The 17,362-nt window shown below is 65.6% G+C and carries 20 protein-coding genes; 13 read left to right on the forward strand and 7 right to left on the reverse strand.

Annotated elements, in window-relative coordinates:
* The first annotated feature begins 9 nt into the window (after positions 1-9).
* The 4 genes from E8M84_RS17865 (at position 10) to E8M84_RS17880 (ending at position 3,435) form a co-directional block, all read left to right on the forward strand.
* Complete coding sequence (locus E8M84_RS17865; protein WP_137112542.1) at positions 10-1,128, forward strand: bifunctional 2-C-methyl-D-erythritol 4-phosphate cytidylyltransferase/2-C-methyl-D-erythritol 2,4-cyclodiphosphate synthase; 1,119 nt, start codon at positions 10-12, stop codon at positions 1,126-1,128.
* The gene (locus tag E8M84_RS17870) at positions 1,125-1,631 is read left to right on the forward strand and encodes a phosphatidylglycerophosphatase A (RefSeq protein ID WP_137112543.1); all 507 of its coding nucleotides are present in this window, start codon (positions 1,125-1,127) and stop codon (positions 1,629-1,631) included. Before E8M84_RS17865 ends, E8M84_RS17870 begins: the two co-directional genes overlap by 4 nt.
* A complete protein-coding gene (locus E8M84_RS17875) occupies positions 1,628-2,095 on the forward strand; it encodes a CinA family protein (RefSeq protein ID WP_137112815.1) in 468 nt (155 codons plus the stop codon). Before E8M84_RS17870 ends, E8M84_RS17875 begins: the two co-directional genes overlap by 4 nt.
* A gap of 161 nt (positions 2,096-2,256) precedes the next feature.
* Entirely contained in the window at positions 2,257-3,435 is a 1,179-nt protein-coding gene (locus E8M84_RS17880) for an ammonium transporter (RefSeq protein ID WP_137112544.1), read from the forward strand.
* Here the strand turns inward: E8M84_RS17880 and E8M84_RS17885 are convergent, their stop codons facing one another.
* On the reverse strand, positions 3,436-4,299 hold the full coding sequence (locus E8M84_RS17885; RefSeq protein ID WP_137112545.1) for a PHB depolymerase family esterase: 864 nt from the start codon (positions 4,297-4,299) through the stop codon (positions 3,436-3,438). It lies immediately after the preceding gene.
* A gap of 69 nt (positions 4,300-4,368) precedes the next feature.
* The gene (locus E8M84_RS17890) at positions 4,369-4,824 is read right to left on the reverse strand and encodes a type II toxin-antitoxin system RatA family toxin (protein ID WP_137112546.1); all 456 of its coding nucleotides are present in this window, start codon (positions 4,822-4,824) and stop codon (positions 4,369-4,371) included.
* 122 nt (positions 4,825-4,946) lie between these two features.
* Between E8M84_RS17890 and hpt the strand changes: the two genes are divergently transcribed.
* From hpt to E8M84_RS17905, 4 genes are all read left to right on the forward strand, one after another.
* A complete protein-coding gene (hpt, locus tag E8M84_RS17895) occupies positions 4,947-5,504 on the forward strand; it encodes a hypoxanthine phosphoribosyltransferase (RefSeq protein ID WP_137112547.1) in 558 nt (185 codons plus the stop codon).
* Positions 5,501-5,677: a hypothetical protein gene (locus E8M84_RS21565; protein ID WP_170971982.1), complete on the forward strand. Its 177-nt coding sequence runs from the start codon at positions 5,501-5,503 to the stop codon at positions 5,675-5,677. Before hpt ends, E8M84_RS21565 begins: the two co-directional genes overlap by 4 nt.
* Positions 5,678-5,735: 58 nt before the next feature.
* A complete protein-coding gene (locus tag E8M84_RS17900; protein WP_346763698.1) occupies positions 5,736-6,623 on the forward strand; it encodes a cytochrome c in 888 nt (295 codons plus the stop codon).
* Positions 6,624-6,788: 165 nt separating this feature from the next.
* Positions 6,789-7,670 carry a hypothetical protein gene (locus E8M84_RS17905; RefSeq protein ID WP_137112549.1) on the forward strand — a complete coding sequence of 294 codons (882 nt, stop codon included), beginning with the start codon at positions 6,789-6,791 and terminating at the stop codon, positions 7,668-7,670.
* A 57-nt stretch (positions 7,671-7,727) separates the two neighbouring features.
* Here E8M84_RS17905 and lipA read toward each other — a convergent pair whose 3' ends face one another.
* The gene (lipA, locus tag E8M84_RS17910) at positions 7,728-8,672 is read right to left on the reverse strand and encodes a lipoyl synthase (RefSeq protein WP_137112550.1); all 945 of its coding nucleotides are present in this window, start codon (positions 8,670-8,672) and stop codon (positions 7,728-7,730) included.
* A gap of 312 nt (positions 8,673-8,984) precedes the next feature.
* On the opposite strand from lipA, the gene E8M84_RS17915 reads away from it, so the two are divergent.
* Positions 8,985-9,584, forward strand: coding sequence for a hypothetical protein (locus E8M84_RS17915; protein WP_240790441.1), 600 nt, complete (start codon positions 8,985-8,987; stop codon positions 9,582-9,584).
* Here E8M84_RS17915 and E8M84_RS17920 read toward each other — a convergent pair.
* Positions 9,581-10,708: a DUF6456 domain-containing protein gene (locus tag E8M84_RS17920; RefSeq protein ID WP_240790442.1), complete on the reverse strand. Its 1,128-nt coding sequence runs from the start codon at positions 10,706-10,708 to the stop codon at positions 9,581-9,583. The genes E8M84_RS17915 and E8M84_RS17920 overlap by 4 nt on opposite strands.
* Before the next feature lie 225 nt (positions 10,709-10,933).
* Between E8M84_RS17920 and E8M84_RS17925 the strand changes: the two genes are divergently transcribed.
* On the forward strand, positions 10,934-11,218 hold the full coding sequence (locus tag E8M84_RS17925; RefSeq protein ID WP_137112552.1) for a DUF6477 family protein: 285 nt from the start codon (positions 10,934-10,936) through the stop codon (positions 11,216-11,218).
* 47 nt (positions 11,219-11,265) lie between these two features.
* On the opposite strand, the gene E8M84_RS17930 is transcribed toward E8M84_RS17925, so the two are convergent.
* Together E8M84_RS17930 and E8M84_RS17935 are read right to left on the reverse strand one after the other, a co-directional pair.
* Positions 11,266-12,807, reverse strand: a complete 1,542-nt coding sequence (locus E8M84_RS17930; RefSeq protein ID WP_137112553.1) for a trimethylamine methyltransferase family protein — start codon at positions 12,805-12,807, stop codon at positions 11,266-11,268.
* A 169-nt stretch (positions 12,808-12,976) separates the two neighbouring features.
* Positions 12,977-13,681: a hemerythrin domain-containing protein gene (locus E8M84_RS17935; protein WP_170971983.1), complete on the reverse strand. Its 705-nt coding sequence runs from the start codon at positions 13,679-13,681 to the stop codon at positions 12,977-12,979.
* Positions 13,682-13,789: 108 nt separating this feature from the next.
* On the opposite strand from E8M84_RS17935, the gene E8M84_RS17940 reads away from it, so the two are divergent.
* The 3 genes from E8M84_RS17940 to E8M84_RS17950 are packed head-to-tail and all read left to right on the forward strand — an operon-like array spanning position 13,790 to position 16,620.
* Positions 13,790-14,731 carry a LysR family transcriptional regulator gene (locus E8M84_RS17940; protein WP_170971984.1) on the forward strand — a complete coding sequence of 314 codons (942 nt, stop codon included), beginning with the start codon at positions 13,790-13,792 and terminating at the stop codon, positions 14,729-14,731.
* Between the two features lie 45 nt (positions 14,732-14,776).
* Positions 14,777-16,351 carry a glutamine-hydrolyzing GMP synthase gene (gene guaA / locus E8M84_RS17945; RefSeq protein ID WP_137112556.1) on the forward strand — a complete coding sequence of 525 codons (1,575 nt, stop codon included), beginning with the start codon at positions 14,777-14,779 and terminating at the stop codon, positions 16,349-16,351.
* Entirely contained in the window at positions 16,348-16,620 is a 273-nt protein-coding gene (locus E8M84_RS17950) for a putative quinol monooxygenase (protein WP_137112557.1), read from the forward strand. Before guaA ends, E8M84_RS17950 begins: the two co-directional genes overlap by 4 nt.
* Positions 16,621-16,626: 6 nt before the next feature.
* On the opposite strand, the gene E8M84_RS17955 is transcribed toward E8M84_RS17950, so the two are convergent.
* Positions 16,627-17,220: a nitroreductase family protein gene (locus E8M84_RS17955; RefSeq protein WP_137112558.1), complete on the reverse strand. Its 594-nt coding sequence runs from the start codon at positions 17,218-17,220 to the stop codon at positions 16,627-16,629.
* Positions 17,221-17,362: the final 142 nt, after the last annotated feature.

A 17,362-nucleotide genomic window follows, 5' to 3' on the forward strand; every position in this document is an offset into this window, starting at 1 on the left:
GGAGCCGTCATGCGCACAGCCGTCCTCATCGTTGCCGCCGGTCGCGGAAGCCGCATGGGCGGCGAGGTTCCGAAGCAATGGCAGTTGCTGGCGGGCAAACCCGTGCTGGCCCATACGGTTGCGGCCTTTGCGGGGATGCAGGTGCTGCTGGTGATCCATCCCGACGACCGGGCGCGGGCCGAGGCCCTGGGGGTGCCGCTGGTTGAGGGTGGGGCGACGCGGGACGCCTCTGTGCTGGCGGGGCTGCGGGCGCTGGAGGGGACCGGGGTCGAGGCGGTGCTGATCCATGACGGGGCGCGGCCGCTGGTGTCTCGTGCGCTGGTGGAAAGATTGGTCGTGGCGCTGGAGGCGCATGACGGGGCGGCACCGGCGGTGGCGGTGACCGATGCGCTGTGGCGGGGGGCGGCGGGGCTGGTCGCGGGGACGGTGGATCGGGCGGGGCTGTGGCGGGCGCAGACGCCGCAGGCGTTTCGGTTTGCGCCGATTCTGGAGGCTCATCTTGCGCATCCGGGCGGGGCGGCGGACGATGTGGAGGTGGCGCGGGCGGCGGGACTTGACGTGGTGATCGTCGAGGGCGAGGAAGCCAATCTGAAGCTGACCTTTCCCGGCGATTTCGCACGGGCCGAGGCGATCCTGAAGGGGCGTGAGATGGATGTGCGGTTGGGCAATGGCTATGACGTGCATGCCTTCTGCGAGGGGGATCATGTCTGGCTGTGCGGGGTGAAGGTGCCGCATGGGAAGGGCTTGCTGGGCCATTCCGACGCGGACGTGGGGATGCATGCCTTGACCGACGCGATTTATGGCGCGCTGGCCGAGGGGGATGTCGGGCGGCATTTCCCTCCCAGTGACCCGCAATGGCAGGGCGCGGCGAGCCATATCTTTCTGGCGCATGCCATCAGGCTGGCTGCGGAACGGGGCTATCGGCTGGGGAACTGCGACGTGACGCTGGTTTGTGAGCGTCCAAAGATCGGGCCGCATGCCATTGCAATGCAACAGGAATTGGCGCGGATCATGGGGGTGGATGCGGGGCGGGTGTCGGTGAAGGCGACGACCTCGGAACGGCTGGGCTTCACGGGCCGCGAGGAAGGCATCGCGGCGATAGCCACGGCAACGCTGGTGAAGGCATGAGATGGGCCATCGCCACAGTCTTTGGCGCGGGGCATCTGCGACCGGCGCCGGGGACCTGGGCCTCGGCCATCGCGGTCGTGCTGGCGATTGTCGCCTATGAGGCGGGCGGCGCGCTTCTGGTGCCGCTTGCCGCCGTGCTGGCCACGATCGCGGGGCTTCTGGCCCTGCCCAAGTTTCTGCAAGGACAGCTGAGCGCGGACCCGTCGGAGGTCGTGATCGACGAAGTGGCCGGTCAGTGGCTGGCGCTCAGCTTTACGCTGATCCCGCTCTGGTCGCATGGGGTGCCGGACCTGCTGCTTGGCGCGTGGCCCGCATGGGTGGCGCCGTTCCTGCTGTTTCGGCTGTTCGACATCTGGAAGCCCTGGCTCGTGGGCCGGGCCGACCGGATGGAGGGGGCGACGGGCGTGATGCTGGACGATCTTTTGGCGGGGCTTTTCGCCGGGATCGTCTCGATGGGGTTGGCGGGCGTCTATCATGGGGTTGTGGAGCCATGGCTGGGATAGATGTGGCCGCGCTGTTGGCAGAGGCGCGGTATTGGGGGTTGAGGATCGCCACGGCGGAAAGCTGCACGGGCGGCATGGTCGCGGCGGCGCTGACCGATGTGGCGGGGTCGTCGGACGTTTTCGAGCGTGGGTTCGTAACCTATTCCAATGCCGCGAAGGTGGAGATGCTGGGGGTGTCGGAGGAGACGCTTGCAGGCCACGGCGCGGTGTCGGAAGCGGTGGCGCGCGAGATGGCCGAGGGGGCGCTGGCGCATTCGGCGGCTGATCTGGCGGTGTCGATCACCGGGATCGCGGGGCCCGGCGGGTCAGAGTTCAAGCCGGAGGGGCGGGTCTGCTTTGGCGTCGCGCGCACCGGCCGGGAGACGCGGGTGGAAACGGTGGAGTTCGGCGCTTTGGGTCGGGCGAAGGTGCGCAAGGCGGCAACCGAGCATGCGCTGGGGCTTTTGGTCCGCGCGATGGCGTGATCCGCGAAGCGCCCGTCGTTTAAGCAAATTGCTCGATTTTTCGCCCTTTTCTTATGCGTTTCAGGAATTGCCGCTTTTGCGGGCGGGTTTGAGGAGCATTGCTTCTTCCTTGGGCGGGTTGATCCCGGTTTGACAGCCGGAAAACATCCCGGGGGACGGACATGAACGCTGCCGATACGGCCTTTATCCTGATTGCAACCGCTCTGGTCCTGTTCATGACGTTGCCGGGTCTGGCGCTGTTCTATGGCGGGCTGGTGCGGGCGCGGAACGTGCTGTCGGTCTTCATGCACTGTTTTGCCGTAGCCTGCCTGATGAGTGTCCTGTGGTTCGTGGCAGGCTACTCCATCGCCTTCGGTGAGGCCGGTGGCTGGTGGGGCGGGTTGGGGAAGGCCTTCCTGTCCGGGGTGACGGTGGACAGCCTGACCGGCACCCTGCCCGAGGTTCTGTTCTTCGCCTATCAGATGACCTTCGCGATCATCACCCCGGCGCTGATCGTCGGCGCCTATGTCGAGCGGATCGGGTTCGGCTTTGTGCTTCTGTTCTCGGCCCTATGGATGCTGGTGGTCTATGCGCCGGTCGCGCACTGGATCTGGGGCGGCGGGGTGATGGCAGACGGCGGCATCTTCGGCGCAACCGGCGTGCGGGACTTTGCGGGCGGGATCGTGGTGCACGAGACGGCAGGTCTCGCGGCGCTGGTCATCGCGGTGGTGCTGGGGCCAAGGAAGCACCGCACCACCCCGCCGCACCAGCCGGGGATGGTGATGATTGGTGCTGCGATGCTGTGGGTGGGCTGGTTCGGGTTCAACGGGGGGTCCGCCTTGGCTGCGAACGGGACGGCGGCGATGGCGCTGACCGTGACGCATCTGTCGGCGGCGGCGGCCAGCCTGACCTGGGCACTTTGGGAGAGGATCAAGTTCGGCCGCGCCTCATTGGTGGGTCTGGTGACGGGGACGATCGCGGGGCTGGCCTCGATCACCCCCGCAAGCGGGTTCGTCGGGCCGGTCGAAGCGCTGGTGATCGGCGGGGTAGCGGGCGTGCTCTGCCAAGAGGCGGTCAGTCTGATCCGCACCCGGTTGAAGATCGACGACACGCTGGACGTCTTTGCCGTCCACGGCGTGGGTGGCATTTTCGGCACAGTGATGGTCGCGGTGTTTGGGGCCGGGACCTGGGCCGCGCAGCTGGGAGGGCTGGCGGTGGTGGGGCTGTGGACGGTGGTCCTGACCTTTGCGCTGGTCAAGCTGGTCGCGCTGGTGACGCCGCTGCGCGTGGACCTTGAGACTGAGACCAATGGTCTTGATCTGTCGGTCCACGGCGAGCGGGCCTATGAGCTGACGTCGTAACTACTTGAAAAGATCGAAGAAGCGCAGGATCTCGGTGTTTGCGTCGATCTCCTGCGTCTTGCCTTCGGACAGTCGCGCCTTGCGCCCGCCGGGCCAGTGGTGCGCGCCGCCCTCGACAGTCATCAGCCGCAGGACCAGGCGGTCGCCCTTGGCGTAGTTGGTGACGATGACGGTGGTGCCGTCCTCTTTCCGGTTGATCTCGCGGGTGGTTTCCGAAAGCCCGCCGCCCCAGGGCGCAAGGAAGGCGCTGACGACGGAGGCGACCGAGGCAAAGTTGGTGCGGGTGAGGCTGGTATCGCCCTTGCCGCCCTCATAGGGAACCATCGTGTCGGCCGTGCCGTGGATGATGAGGGCGGGGACAGGTCCGGCGACCCTGATGCGGCCGGTGTCCATTGTGCCTGCCACCCCGGCGACAGCGCGGACGAGGTCGGGGTTTTGCGCGGCAAAGGTTTCCGACATGACCGAGCCGTTCGACATGCCGGTCAGGAACACCCGGTCAGAAAGACCATAGCGGTCGCGGGCGTCCTTGATGACGGATTTCAGGAAGCCGATGTCATCGACGCCCGCGCGCTGCGCATAGCCGCAGCAGTAGCCGCCGTTCCAGGTGAGCAGTCGTTCGCCGCGCCGCCCGCTGCCGGCCGGGAACGCCACGGCATAGCCCGCCCGCGTGGCGGCGGCCCCGAAGCCAGAGGCGCTGGCGAACTGCGACGGGTCGCCGCCGCCGCCGTGCAGCGCAAGAATCAGCGGGGCACCCTTGGCGTTCCGAGGCAGGGCGATGTCATACCAGCGGTCACCGAGGCGGATGGTCTCGGCAGCGGCCGGAAGGGCGAGGCAAAGGGCGAGCAGAAAGGCAATCAGGCGCATGGGTCCCTCGACGGTTGTTTCAGGGACATACGCAGGCGGGCGCCCTGCCCTACGCTTGCCGCGCAAGTTTCACAGCGCGGGGCCGTAAAGTTCTGCCGCGCGGCGTTCAAAGGCGCGGACGACGCGCTGCATGGCGTCGTTGAAGACCACGCCGATGATCCCCTGCAGGATCGCGTTGCGGAATTCGAAGTCGACGTGGAAGTCGACCTCGCAGCCGCCCGGAATATCGCGGAAGGCCCAGTTCGAGCGCATGTGTCGAAAGGGACCGTCGAGGTATTCGGTGTCGATCTTCTGGGCGTCGGGCCAGAGGGTGACGCGGCTGCCGAAGCGTTCGCGGAAGACCTTGAAGCTGATGACGAGGTCGGCCTCCATCAGCTCACCGCCCCCGGCGACGGGAGTGCGCGACCGGATGCGGGCGGCGGAGTTCCAGGGCAGGAACTTCGGGTAGGATGCGACGTCGGCCACCAGATCGTACATCTGCTGGGCGGTGTAAGGCAGGCGCTTGGTCTCGGAATGGGTGGGCATCAGTGTCTCTTTGCCCGAGATGTGGCCCGACCGGCGCGCAAGATCAAGCGGGCGTCATGTCACGGCCTATGCAACTGTGGCTTTGACGGCTAGGAAGGGGTCGCAACAACCGGAAGCCGCCGATGCCTGACCACCCGCCCGCGCCTGCCTACGTGATCGACCAGATGATCAGCGCCAAGTCGATTGCAGCGCGGGTCGAGGCGCTGGCGCGCGAGATCACGACGCATTTCAAGGGCACGGACAAGCTGGTGGTCGTGGGCCTGTTGCGCGGGTCGTTCGTGTTCATCGCCGACCTTGTCCGTGAGATCGAGCTGCCGGTCGAGGTCGATTTCCTGGAGGCGTCGTCCTACGGGGATTCGATGCATTCCAGCCGCGAAGTGCGCATCCTGAAGGACCTGCGGGGCGAAATCGCAGGGCGGGATGTGCTGCTGGTCGAGGATATCGTCGATACCGGGTTCACGCTGCACCACGTCATCCACCTGCTGCAGGCGCGCGAGCCGAAGCGGCTGAAGGTCTGCGCGCTTCTGGACAAGCCCTCACGCCGGGAGGTGCCAGTCAAGGCGGACTGGACAGGATTCGAGATCCCCGACGAGTTCGTGGTGGGCTATGGCATCGACTTTGCGCAGCGCAACCGCAACCTGCCCTACATCGGCAAGGTGCGGTTCACGGGGGACGCATGAACCAGTTGCACTGGCTGATGCGCGCCAAGCGCTGGGTACAGAACCCGCCGTCCGAGGGCCGGGTCAAGCTGGTGTTCGGGGTCATTGCGATCTGTCTGGTGATCGCGGGCATCGAGTATTTCTTTGGCTGGCCGGACTGGATGACGGTGGACAGCCTGCGCCAGAAACCGTGATTGGACGCGAGCGTTTCGTCAGATAGGCTCGCCGCCAGGTTGAAAACGGAGAGAAATGATGCGGATCATGCGCTGGCTGGTCGTTCTTGGGCTGGTCGCGGCGGGTGGGCTTTACGTCATGGCCCGGCCGAAACCGCTGGCCGCTGCTGCGGTGGCGAACCTGACCGGAGATGCGGCCAAGGGTGAGCTGGTGTTCTGGGCCACGGGCTGCGCGTCCTGTCACATGGCGGACAAGGCCGAGGGTGACGCCCAGCTGGTCCTGTCGGGCGGGCAACGCTTTCCGTCCGACTTCGGCACCTTCATCGCGCCGAACATCAGCCAGGACCCCGAGCAGGGCATCGGCAATTGGTCGATGCTGGACCTGGCCAATGCGATCACGCGCGGCGTCAGCCCGGAGGGCGAGCATTACTACCCTGCCCTGCCCTATGCGTCCTATGCGAAGATGCAGATGCAGGACGTCGCGGACCTGTATGCGTTCATGAAGACTCTGCCCGCCGACCCGACCCCAAGCCAGCCGCATGAGCTGGGTTTTCCCTTCAACATCCGCGAGGCCATTGGCGGCTGGAAGCTTCTGTTCCTGTCGGATGACTGGGTGTTGCCCGGCAACCTGACGCCCACCGTCGCCCGGGGGCGCTATATCGCCGAGGCGATGGCGCATTGCGGGGAATGTCATACACCACGGAATCTGCTGGGCGCGATGGACACCTCCCGCTGGCTGGGCGGGGCGCCGAACCCTTCGGGCGACGGGCGCATCCCGAACGTCACGCCGGGCAAGCTGGGCTGGGCGGCGGCGGACATCGTGCAGTACCTGACGACCGGGTTCACGCCGGAGTATGACAGCGTGGGCGGCCACATGGCGCATGTCGTCGAGAACATGGCCCGGTTGCCGGAAAGCGACCGGCAGGCCGTGGCGGAATACATGCTGGCCGTTCCAAGCGTGGAGTAGGCTCTGATCGCGAAGTGCTGGCGGGTGGGGGAAACGCCGCCCGTTCCGGTGCAGAAGGCGGGCACAAGACTGCGTTACCGGCACAAGATATTGATCGTCATGCCTTTCCTTGGTCACGGTTTTGCGATAAAAGAATAAAAAAACCGAGCAGAACGGATACCACACATGACCAGACTGATTGTTCCCGCCCTTTTGGCGCTTTCCGCATTTCCCGCCGCGGCCCAGGACAGCAATGGCCTTTCCTTCGGCGGCGAAGTGAAGCTGGAATACCTTGATTCGTCCTCGTCGCATCTCTGGGCCTTTGATGGCGATGTCTCGATGAGCTGGCGGTCAGGTGGCCTTCTGGGCTTTGACGCGTCAGTGGACACGACCTATCTCGACGACGGTACCGACCTGACCAACTACTGGGCGGCGCTGGTCCTCTCGACGGGCGCGGGCGAGTTTGCCGTGGGTGCACCGCGCCCGCTGGTCGACCGTCTGGACCCGATGCCCGGCTTCTCGTCCTCGCGCGTGCTTGACCTTGAGACCAGCTTCCTGCGCGGACCGCTCACCTCGCTGGCCAGCACGCAGGACAATGGTCTGACCCCGGGTCTGACCTATGTGAACACCTCGGGCAACCTGACCTACGGCGGCGGCTATCACCACCTGAATGACGGCGACAACGTCGACATTCTGGAAGGCGTGATGCAGTACAAGTCTGGCGCGACGACCTTCTTCATCAGCGGCGAGTTTGCCGATGTCGAAGGCCCGAATGTCAGCCTGCTGCAGATCGGCGCGTTCCACGATGCAGAGCGTTTCGACCTTGGCGCGGCCTTCACGCAGCTCGATTCTTCCGACACCACGCATACGCTGCGGTTCTATGGCGCCTATGACGTGATGTCGTCTCTGACCCTGCGCGGCGATGTGCTGATGATCCAGGATTCGGATGACATCTATTCGCTGTCCGCGACCTACGGGATGGAAAACGGGCTGTTCGTCGAAGGTGGCGGCAGCAAGATCCACAACGGGCCCGAAATCTACGACATCGGTGTCGGCTTCAAGTTCTGATCCCGAACCCGATCCGCAATCAAAGGGCCGCCATTGCGCGGCCCTTTTTCGTTGCGATCAGCCGTTGCCGGCCTGCCGCGCGGCGCGCATCCGGGCGAAGTCGTCACCGGCATGGTAGCTGGACCGGGTCAGGGGCGTGGCCGAGACCATCAGGAAGCCCTTGCCCCAGGCGGCGGTTTCATAGGCCTTGAACTCCTCGGGCGTGACAAAGCGGGCGACGGCGTGGTGTTTGGGCGTCGGCTGCAGGTATTGGCCAATAGTCAGGAAATCGACTTTCGCTGACCGCATGTCGTCCATCACCTGCAGGACGGCCTGACGTTCTTCGCCAAGTCCGACCATGATGCCAGACTTGGTGAACATCATCGGATCCAGTTCCTTGACCCGTTGCAGAAGACGCAAGCTGTGGAAGTAGCGGGCGCCGGGGCGGACCTCGTGATACAGGCCGGGGACGGTTTCGAGGTTGTGGTTGAAGACGTCGGGCCGCGCCTCGACCACCTTTTCCAGCGCCGCGGGCGGGCATTTCAGGAAGTCGGGGGTCAGGACTTCGATCGTCGTTGCCGGTGAGCGATGCCGGATCGCGCGGATGGTCTGGGCGAAGTGATCGGCCCCGCCATCGTCAAGGTCATCGCGATCGACCGAGGTGACGACGACGTGCGATAGGCCGAGTTCGGAGACGGCGTGGGCGACACGGCCAGGTTCAAAGGCGTCGAGCGTCTGCGGCTTGCCGGTGGCCACGTTGCAGAAGGTGCAGCCGCGGGTGCAGATTTCGCCCATGATCATCATGGTGGCGTGGCCCTGCGACCAGCATTCGCCCACGTTCGGGCAGCCGGCCTCTTCACAGACGGTCACCAGCTTTTTCTCGCGCAGGATGTCGCGGGTCTTCTTGTAGCCCTCGGAGGTGGGGGCCTTGACCCGGATCCAGGACGGCTTCTTCGGCTGGGCGTTGTCCGGGCGATGCGCCTTTTCGGGGTGACGTCCTTCGGGAATCTTGAGGTCGCGCACGGAAATTTCCCCCTGACCGCGTGGCTACCTCTCAGATAAGCCGAAATGACGCGCAAGGCAACGGAACGAGCCGGTCAGACCGCGCCGCAGCCCGTTGCGCGCAGTGCAATGCGGGTCAGGGCGAGGTCGAAGGGTTTCTTCGGCCGAAGAACGGGATTGGAGACACGCGCGCCGCCTGACACAGGCCTGGTGCGCGATCCGGGGATGGGGAAGCCCCGGACGAAGGGGGGATGCCGGTTGCGGTGTCCCCCCTTCCGCTTTTGCCGGTCCCGGTCTTGATGCGGATCAAGGAAGAACCCTTTCCGAACAGTCATGAGAGCCCTACCATTCGAGGTGATGATGTCCGCAGCCGAGCTTTCCCTTGCTGTCCTGCTTCTGCTCCTTACCCCCGGGCCGACGAACTCGCTGGTCCTTGTGGCGGGGGCAGAGCGGGGCTGGACGGGTGCGATGCGGCTGGTTCCGGCCGAGCTTGCAGGGTATTTCCTGACAGTCCTGCCGCTGACCCTGGTCGGGGCAGTGGTCCTGTCCGATCACGCGGGCCTGCAAAAGGCCGTCACGCTTGCAGCTGCCGTCTGGGTTGCAGTGCTGGCGGTGAGGCTGTGGCAACCGCTTGCGGCCGTAAAGGGTGGGCAGTCGGTGGCCGCGCGGATGCTGTTAGTCACGACGGCACTGAATCCAAAGGCGCTGATCTTCGGGCTGGTGCTGCTGCCGTCCCCTGACCGGCTGGTGCTGAACCTTGCGCTTTTTGCCGGATTGGTGGTGCTGGTGGCCGCGCTCTGGGCCGCTGCGGGGGCCTTCCTGCGTCGCGGCGCGGTCGGCCAGCCGCGCGCGCTGTTCGTGCTGCGGCGGCTGGCTTCGGTCTGGCTGGCGGCGATTTCGGTCTTGCTGATGATCCGCGGAACCGGAGCCTAACCGATCAGCGGGCCTGACTTGCCGTAGGTCTCCTCGTAGTGTCGCCGCAGGCGCATGAGGGCGATGCGCAGGACGATCTTGCCCGAGCGTGCCGCCCAGCCCATGCGCTTTTCGGCGACCTCAAGGCCTTCGAGGAAACAGCAGCAGCGCAAGGCCACATCGCCGAGGCCCGGCCCCAGATCGCGCAGGGCGGCGGCGACACGGGACCGGGCGGTGGACGGGCCTTCGCCAAGGCCGCTGTCGGGCTGGAACGCGCCCCGGTCGCCGCCGGTCAGGAAGCGGTCCCAGTTCTGCGCCACGCGCGGGCCCATCTGCGCGAGTTCGAAGTCCTCGCGCAGCCGTTCGGCAGCGGCCACGAGTTCGGGTTCGAGGAATGGCTTGCCATCGCGGTCCCGGCGGCGACCCAGCAGCGCCACCGGACTTTCGGCCATGTTGTAGCGGACCCGGCGGGGGCCTGCGTCATCCATCACCTCGCGGTCGCCCCAGACGCGGTGCTGGTCGCCAAAGGGCGTCGCGGCTTCGGCCATGCCCTGACGGCGGCGGTCTTCCTCGTCCACCATGCGTTTCAGCGCGGCGCGGCCGGCCGAGGTGATCTCATAGGTCGAGACGCGACCGGGCTTGCGGCAGGCGACCCAGTCCTTCAGCGCAAAGGCATGGGCGACGGAGCGTTCAAGGACAGCGGTGCGCAGGCTTTTCCCGTCGGGAAGCTCGCGGATCACCACGGCCTTGTCGAGATCGGGGGCAATGGCCATCACGGCGCTGGGTTCGGCGAGGCGGCGCAGGACGCGCATGCCTTCGCGGACAAGGGCCTGTTCGTCGCAGACCTCGGGCTGGTCTTCAGGCGGCGTAAGGCGCGGGTGGACAGACATGGGCAGAGCATCCTTCTGGGCTGTTGCATCGGACTGGCGGGGAACACGTCGAGAGATGGCGGACAGCGCCTCGTCCATCAGCGGGTCCTCGCGGCGGTTCTCGAACCGACGGACCTGGCGCAGGATGGTCGAGGCATGCAGGCCTTCGCGCCGTGCCAGCTCCCGTAATGATGTGCCGTCTTCGGTATGATCCAGGTAATGGCGCACAGCAGCAGGAAGCCAGTCTGGCAGGCTGGCGGCAGTCAATTCTGACACTTCAGTCGTCCTGTATTTGTCCACACATCGGCTGCAATCCGTCCAGCCTTGGACAATTGCAACCTTGGGTAGAAATGGTTACCTGTTTGTTAAGCTTGCGGCTGGTCTCAACAATTCGACGAAATTCTTAAACTCTTCGGTAACCTCCGCGCGCTGCTTCGCTGTTTGCGCAACGCCAGGTTGTATTGGGTCAGGATCGCTCCGTCCAGCTACGGAGGATCCCCCATGACTGACTGTCGCACCCTGCTTGCCACCCTGCGCCGCCCCCGGCTTCTGATGCGCGCGGCCCGCTTTGGCCTGAGCGACTATCGCCGCGACCGCGACCTGCGCCGTTATGTCGACAGGGCGGGCTCGCCAGAGGAGACGGTGACATCGCTGATGACGGTGGAGGCGGGGCTGGAGGCCACGCGGATCGCGGGCGATGCGGCCTATTCGGTGGCCCGCCATATCGAGGTGTTGATCGCGATTCTGGCCGAAGCCCAGTTCCTGCGCCGCGGCGAAATGGCCTGAGTGCAGAAGAAATGGAAAGGGGCGGAAGATCCGCCCCTTTTTCTTGTTCAGATGAAGGCGTCCGGCATCTCGGACTTGCGCTTGGCCACATAGGCTTCAAGCGATTCCCGGATGCCGGGGTCAAGGTCGGGGGCCTGGTAATCGGCCAACTGCTTGCGAACCCGTTCATTGGCCAGCGTCTGCGTGTCGCGGGCGCCTTCTTCGGCCCAGGTTTCGAAGGGCTTGTAGTCGAAGAGGTCGGAGCGCCAGAAGGCCGACTTGAAGTTCGCCTGGGTATGCGCGCAGCCGAGGTAGTGGCCGCCGGGGCCAACCTCGCGGATCGCGTCCATCGCCTGACCGTTGGTGTCGATCTGGATGCCCTGCGCAAGGTGATGGAGCGTGCCAAGCTGGTCGGCATCCATCACGAACTTTTCGTAGGACGACACGAGGCCGCCCTCCAGCCAGCCGCAGGCGTGGAGCATGAAGTTGACGCCGGCGAGCAGCGCCATGTTCAAGCTGTTCGCGGTCTCGTAGGCGGCCTGAGCGTCCGGCAGCTTCGATCCGCAGAACGACCCGCCCGAGCGGTAGGGCAGCCCAAGCCGCCGCACCAACTGGCCTGCGCCATAGGTGATATGGGCGGCTTCCGGCGTCCCGAAGGTCGGCGCGCCCGAGTTCATGTCGATCGAGGTCACGAAGGCCCCCGCGATCACCGGCGAGCCGGGACGGATCAGCTGCGAGTAGCTTACCCCCGCCAGGATTTCCGCCAGGACCTGGGTCAGCGTGCCAGCCACCGTCACCGGGGCCATAGCGCCACCGACGATGAAGGGCGAGACGATGCTGGCCTGATTGTTGGCGGCATAGACCTCCAGCGCGCCCATCATGATCCCATCGAACACCATCGGCGAGTTGATGTTGATGAGCGAGGTCATCACCGTGTTCTGGTCGACGAAATCTGCGCCGAACAGAAGCTTGGCCATGTCGACCGAATCCTGCGCGCGACTGGGTTCGGTGACCGAGCCCATGAAGGGCTTGTCCGACAGCGTCATGTGCGCAAGCAGCATGTCGAGGTGGCGCTTGTTCACCGGGATGTCGGTCGGCTCACACACGGTGCCGCCGGAATGGTGCAGCCACTTCGACATGTAGCCCAGCTTCACGAAGTTCTGGAAATCCTCCAGCGTGGCATAACGGCGGCCGCCTTCCATGTCGCGGACGAAGGGCGGGCCGTAGACCGGGGCCAGAACGAGGTTGCGCCCGCCGACTTCGACGTTCCGTTCAGGGTTCCGAGCGTGCTGGGTGTAGGTTTTCGGCGCAGTCGAGATCAGCTTGCGTGCAAGGCCGCGGGGAATGTGGACGCGTTCGCCCTTCACATCCGCGCCCGCATCGCGCCAGCGCTGCAGGGCGGCGGGGTTTTCCACGAAGTTGACGCCGATCTCTTCCAGCACCGTCTCGGCATTGTGCTCGATGATCTGGAGCGCTTCCTCGTTCAGGATTTCGAAGTTCGGGATGTTGCGCTGGATGTAGCGCGCGGTCTCGAAGCTGATCGCGGTGCGTTCCGCCCGGCGGCTTGCGCCCCCGCCACTGCGCGACCGGCGCCCTGCAACTTCGTTCATGTCTGCCTCCGGGAGATGTCTGGGGTCCTTATGCCGCCAATCGGTCGCGCAACGCCCCCCGAAACCGTCCTATCCTTTCCAAAACCGACATGCGCCACAGTCGCAAATGGCGCTTTCTGCTGCCTGCGGTCGCGGTCTGGTTCCGGCAGACCGCAGGCAGGATGTGGGATCAGGCCGCCTTCCCCTGCTGCACCGTCGAAACCAGACGCGCCCAGTCTTCGGGCGAGAGCGCCGGGCGCACGGCTTCGGTCAAGAGCGCAGAGAAGACCTCGAACGGCATCGACCCGCGCATGGCCGACAACATCGCCGCCCGTTCGCGGTGGCAGAGCGCGCCGACGATCAGGCCCATGTAGCCACAGAGGCGCGGCCAGGACAGGGCCGTGACGATGCTGCCTTCGATGCCCTGCAGCTCTTCGTCGGTGAAAAGTGCGTGGAGGGCACCGAGTAGCTGGCTTTCCTCTTCGGCCATGTGATGGAGGTCATCGCCGAGAAACCGCGCGTAGCGGAGATAGAGCCGTTCGCCGATGGCAGGTGCCTGGTCCGCCGCGGCATCCTCAAGCGCACGGCACAGGGTCTCCAGTTCCTCGAAGGCGCGGGAGTGGTCGGCATGGTCTTCCTCGGCTTCGACCAAGGCGGCGGGGTCGCGGGCAGCGACGGCCGGGTGGATCTTGGTCTCTTCGCTGGCAAGATGGCCAGAGGCCAGATCGAGATACCCCCGCAGCGCCCCGATGGCTTCGCGGGCCTCGGCCGGTTCGGCGAAGTCGGTGGTGGCCAGCCGGGTCAGCACCTGGCAATGGCCAAGCCGCAGACCACGGTGGACGGCGCGGTAAAGGTCGTGGCGACCGGGGACGGGAGTGTAAGCTGTCTTCGTCATGATGGCTCCTTGATCTCCGGCGCAAGTGCCGGTGGGTCCCTGATACGCCGCTGGCCATTCTTTGATCTTTGGGTAATGTTCAAAAAGACTATCCGTCAGGATCAGACAATGGACACGCTTCGTACGATGCGGCTTTTTGTCAGGGTCGTGGAACGCGGCAGCTTTTCCGGCGCTGCGGTCGATTTCGGTCTGTCGCATGGCATGGCCTCGGCCGCGATCAAGGCGCTGGAAATGCGGTTGGGCGTGGAACTGATCCGCCGCACCACCCGGCGCATGGCACTGACGGAGGCGGGCGAGGAATACCTGGACCGCGCGCGCCGCATCCTGTCGGAAGTCGACGCGCTGGACGAAGCCTTTGCCGAGGGACGGGGCAAGGTCACGGGGTCGCTGACGTTGCAGGTCCCGGCGGCCTTCGCGCGTCTGGTCCTGTCGCCAAGCCTTGGGGATTTCCTCGACCGGCACCCGGCGCTGACGCTGCGCGTCATTTCGCGCGACCGGCTGCCGGACATGATCGCCGAGCCCATCGACCTGTTCGTCTACACCGGCCCCCTGCCCGACAGCAGCCTTTCCTTGCGCAGTCTGGGTCGGTTCCCGATCCTGACGGTCGCCTCGCCCGACTACATCGCCCGGCATGGAGCGCCGCAGACCATCGAGGAGATCGACCGGCACCGCCAGATCGACATCCTGTCCGCGACGACAGGACGGGTCCTCGACTGGCGCTTCCAGCGGTACGGGCGGCATGTGCCACGGCCGGGTCGGGCCGGCCTGTCGTTCGAAAGCTCGGAAAGCGCCATTGCCGCCTGCATGGGCGGAGCGGGCGTGATGCAGAACATCTCCTATGCGCTTGCGGACCCGATCGCCTCGGGTCGGCTGGTGCCGGTGCTGACCGACCACATTGATCCGGGACCAGACCTGTCGCTGCTGACCCGACGACTTCCCCGCCCACCTGCCCGACTGCGCGCGATGGTGGCGCATCTGGAACAGGTCGTGCGACAGCGCCGCGAACGGGATGCGGCGCTGATTTCCCCTGCTTTGACCGCCCTATCCTGACGACCGCCCCCTTGCGATTCCGGCCCCCATCGCTTACGCGGGCGCATGACCCAAGCCCATGACCGCCTTCTCATCATCGACTTCGGTTCTCAGGTGACGCAGCTGATCGCGCGGCGCCTGCGCGAGCTGAATGTCTACTGCGAAATCCACCCCTACAACCGCGTGGACGAGGCCTTTCTGCAGGCCTTCGGCCCAAAGGCGGTGATCTTCTCGGGCGGCCCGGCCTCTGTCTACTGGGACAACGCGCCGATGCCGCCCAAGGGCGTCTTCGATCTGGGGGTCCCGATCCTGGGGATCTGCTACGGTCAGCAGGTGATGATGCATTGCCTTGGGGGCCACGTCGAAGGCGGGCATGGCACGGCGGAATTCGGCAAGGCGTTCGTGACGCCCACGGACCTGACGCATCCTTTCCTGGCTGGCTGGTTCCCGCCCGAGGCAGGCCCGCAGGCGCAGGAACAGGTCTGGATGAGCCATGGCGATCATGTGTCGAAGATCGCTCCGGGTTTCGCGGTTTATGGCACCTCGCCCAACGCACCTTTCGCGATCACGGCGGACCCCCAGCGGCATTTCTACGCTGTCCAGTTCCACCCCGAGGTGCACCACACCCCAAAAGGCGCACAGCTGTACGAAAATTTCGTTCGGCTGGCGGGCTTCAAGGGCGACTGGACGATGGGCGCCTACCGCGAGGAGGCGATCCGCAAGATCCGCGAACAGGTGGGCGATGCCAAGGTGATCTGCGGGCTGTCGGGCGGAGTGGATTCCTCTGTCGCGGCGGTGCTGATCCACGAGGCGATCGGCGACCAGCTGACTTGCGTCTTCGTCGACCACGGCCTTCTGCGGCTGGGCGAGGCCGAGCAGGTCGTGACCATGTTCCGCGACCATTACAACATGCCGCTGATCCATGCCGATGAGAGTGACCTCTTTCTTGGCGCGCTGGAGGGGGTTTCCGACCCCGAGGTGAAACGCAAGACCATTGGCAAGCTGTTCATCGACGTGTTCCAGAAGCACGCGAACGAGGTCGGCGGCGCGAAGTTCCTGGCGCAGGGGACGCTGTATCCGGACGTGATCGAAAGCGTGTCGTTCAGCGGCGGGCCGTCGGTGACGATCAAGTCGCACCACAACGTGGGCGGCCTGCCGGAGAAGATGGGGCTGAAGCTGGTCGAACCGCTGCGCGAGCTGTTCAAGGACGAGGTCCGCGCCCTTGGCCGCGAACTGGGCCTGCCGGCCAGCTTCATCGGCCGCCATCCCTTTCCCGGCCCAGGCCTTGCCATCCGCTGCCCCGGCGAGATCACCAAAGAGAAGCTCGACATCCTGCGCCGGGCGGATGCGGTCTACATCGATCAGATCCGCAAGCACGGGCTGTACGACGAGATCTGGCAGGCCTTCGCCGCGATCCTGCCGATGCGGACCGTGGGGGTAATGGGCGACGGGCGGACCTATGACTATGCGCTGGCGCTGCGCGCCGTTACGAGCGTGGATGGCATGACCGCCGACTATTACCCGTTCACCCACGACTTCCTGGGCGAGACTGCCACAAGGATCATCAACGAGGTCAAGGGCGTCAACCGCGTCTTCTACGACTGCACCTCGAAGCCGCCCGGGACGATTGAGTTGGAATGATCCGGGTCACCGGAACCCTGACCTGTTCGACGGTCGAGGACGCTGACCTTGTCCGGCAGCATTTGCCCGAGCATATCCGGCTTAGCCGGGCCGAACCGGGCTGTCTGACGTTCAACGTCGATCCGACCGATGACCCGCTGGTCTGGCGGCTGGACGAAAGCTTTGTCGATCAGGCCGCCTTTGCCGCGCATCAGACCCGGACGAGAGTTTCAGTCTGGTATGAAGCGACCGCCGGTCTGAAACGCGATTTCAAAATCCGCGAAGACTGACCGCCGTCAGAAACGCCCATGCCGAGCGATTTCGGCCATGGCTTTCCGGCCGCTGGGCTTTTCCCGGGCGGCAAGGTCGTCCGGCAGCGCCTCGACCGGGCCCTGTTCCCCGACCGCCACGGCGCAGTGCAGCGTGTGCCCCGCGGGCAGTTGCACGGCGGCTGCGAGCCGGTCCCTGTCGAACCCGCCCATCGCATGGGCGACCAGTCCCATCGCATGCGCCTGCAGCGCCAGGCTCATCCAGGCGGCGCCGGTGTCGAAACCGGCGGTGCGATTTGGAACCTCGACCCCGTCGCGGTTCAGCATCGTGTCTTTCGAGGCTACGACGACCAGCGCAGCGGCCTTGCCGGTCCAGATCAGGTTGTTGCCGGTCAGGCAGGCATGCAGGCTGTCGAACGCGGCCTCGCCCCGCCGCGCCCAGACCAGCCGCCAGGGTTGGTGGTTCGAGGCCGAAGGGGCCCAGCGGGCAGCCTCAAGCAGCGACATCACCTCGGCCTCGCTCAGGGCGCGGTCGGTGAAGGACCGGGGTGACCAGCGGCCCGGAAACTGCGGCGCGACGGGATGGTCGGGCTGGCGGGTCGGGGTCAGATCAAGGCTCATCAAGGGGGGTCCTTCCAGTGCTTTGACGGGAGGTAGGGTCGCCATGGGCGCAAGGCAACCGCGCTGCGCTGCGAACGCCTGTGTGCCTGCGCACATATCCCCGGCGACAGGGCCCTGCGGCCATGCCATCATCGCGCCGGTG

Source organism: Rhodobacter sp. SY28-1, from assembly GCF_005222785.1.
Lineage (GTDB): Bacteria > Pseudomonadota > Alphaproteobacteria > Rhodobacterales > Rhodobacteraceae > Tabrizicola.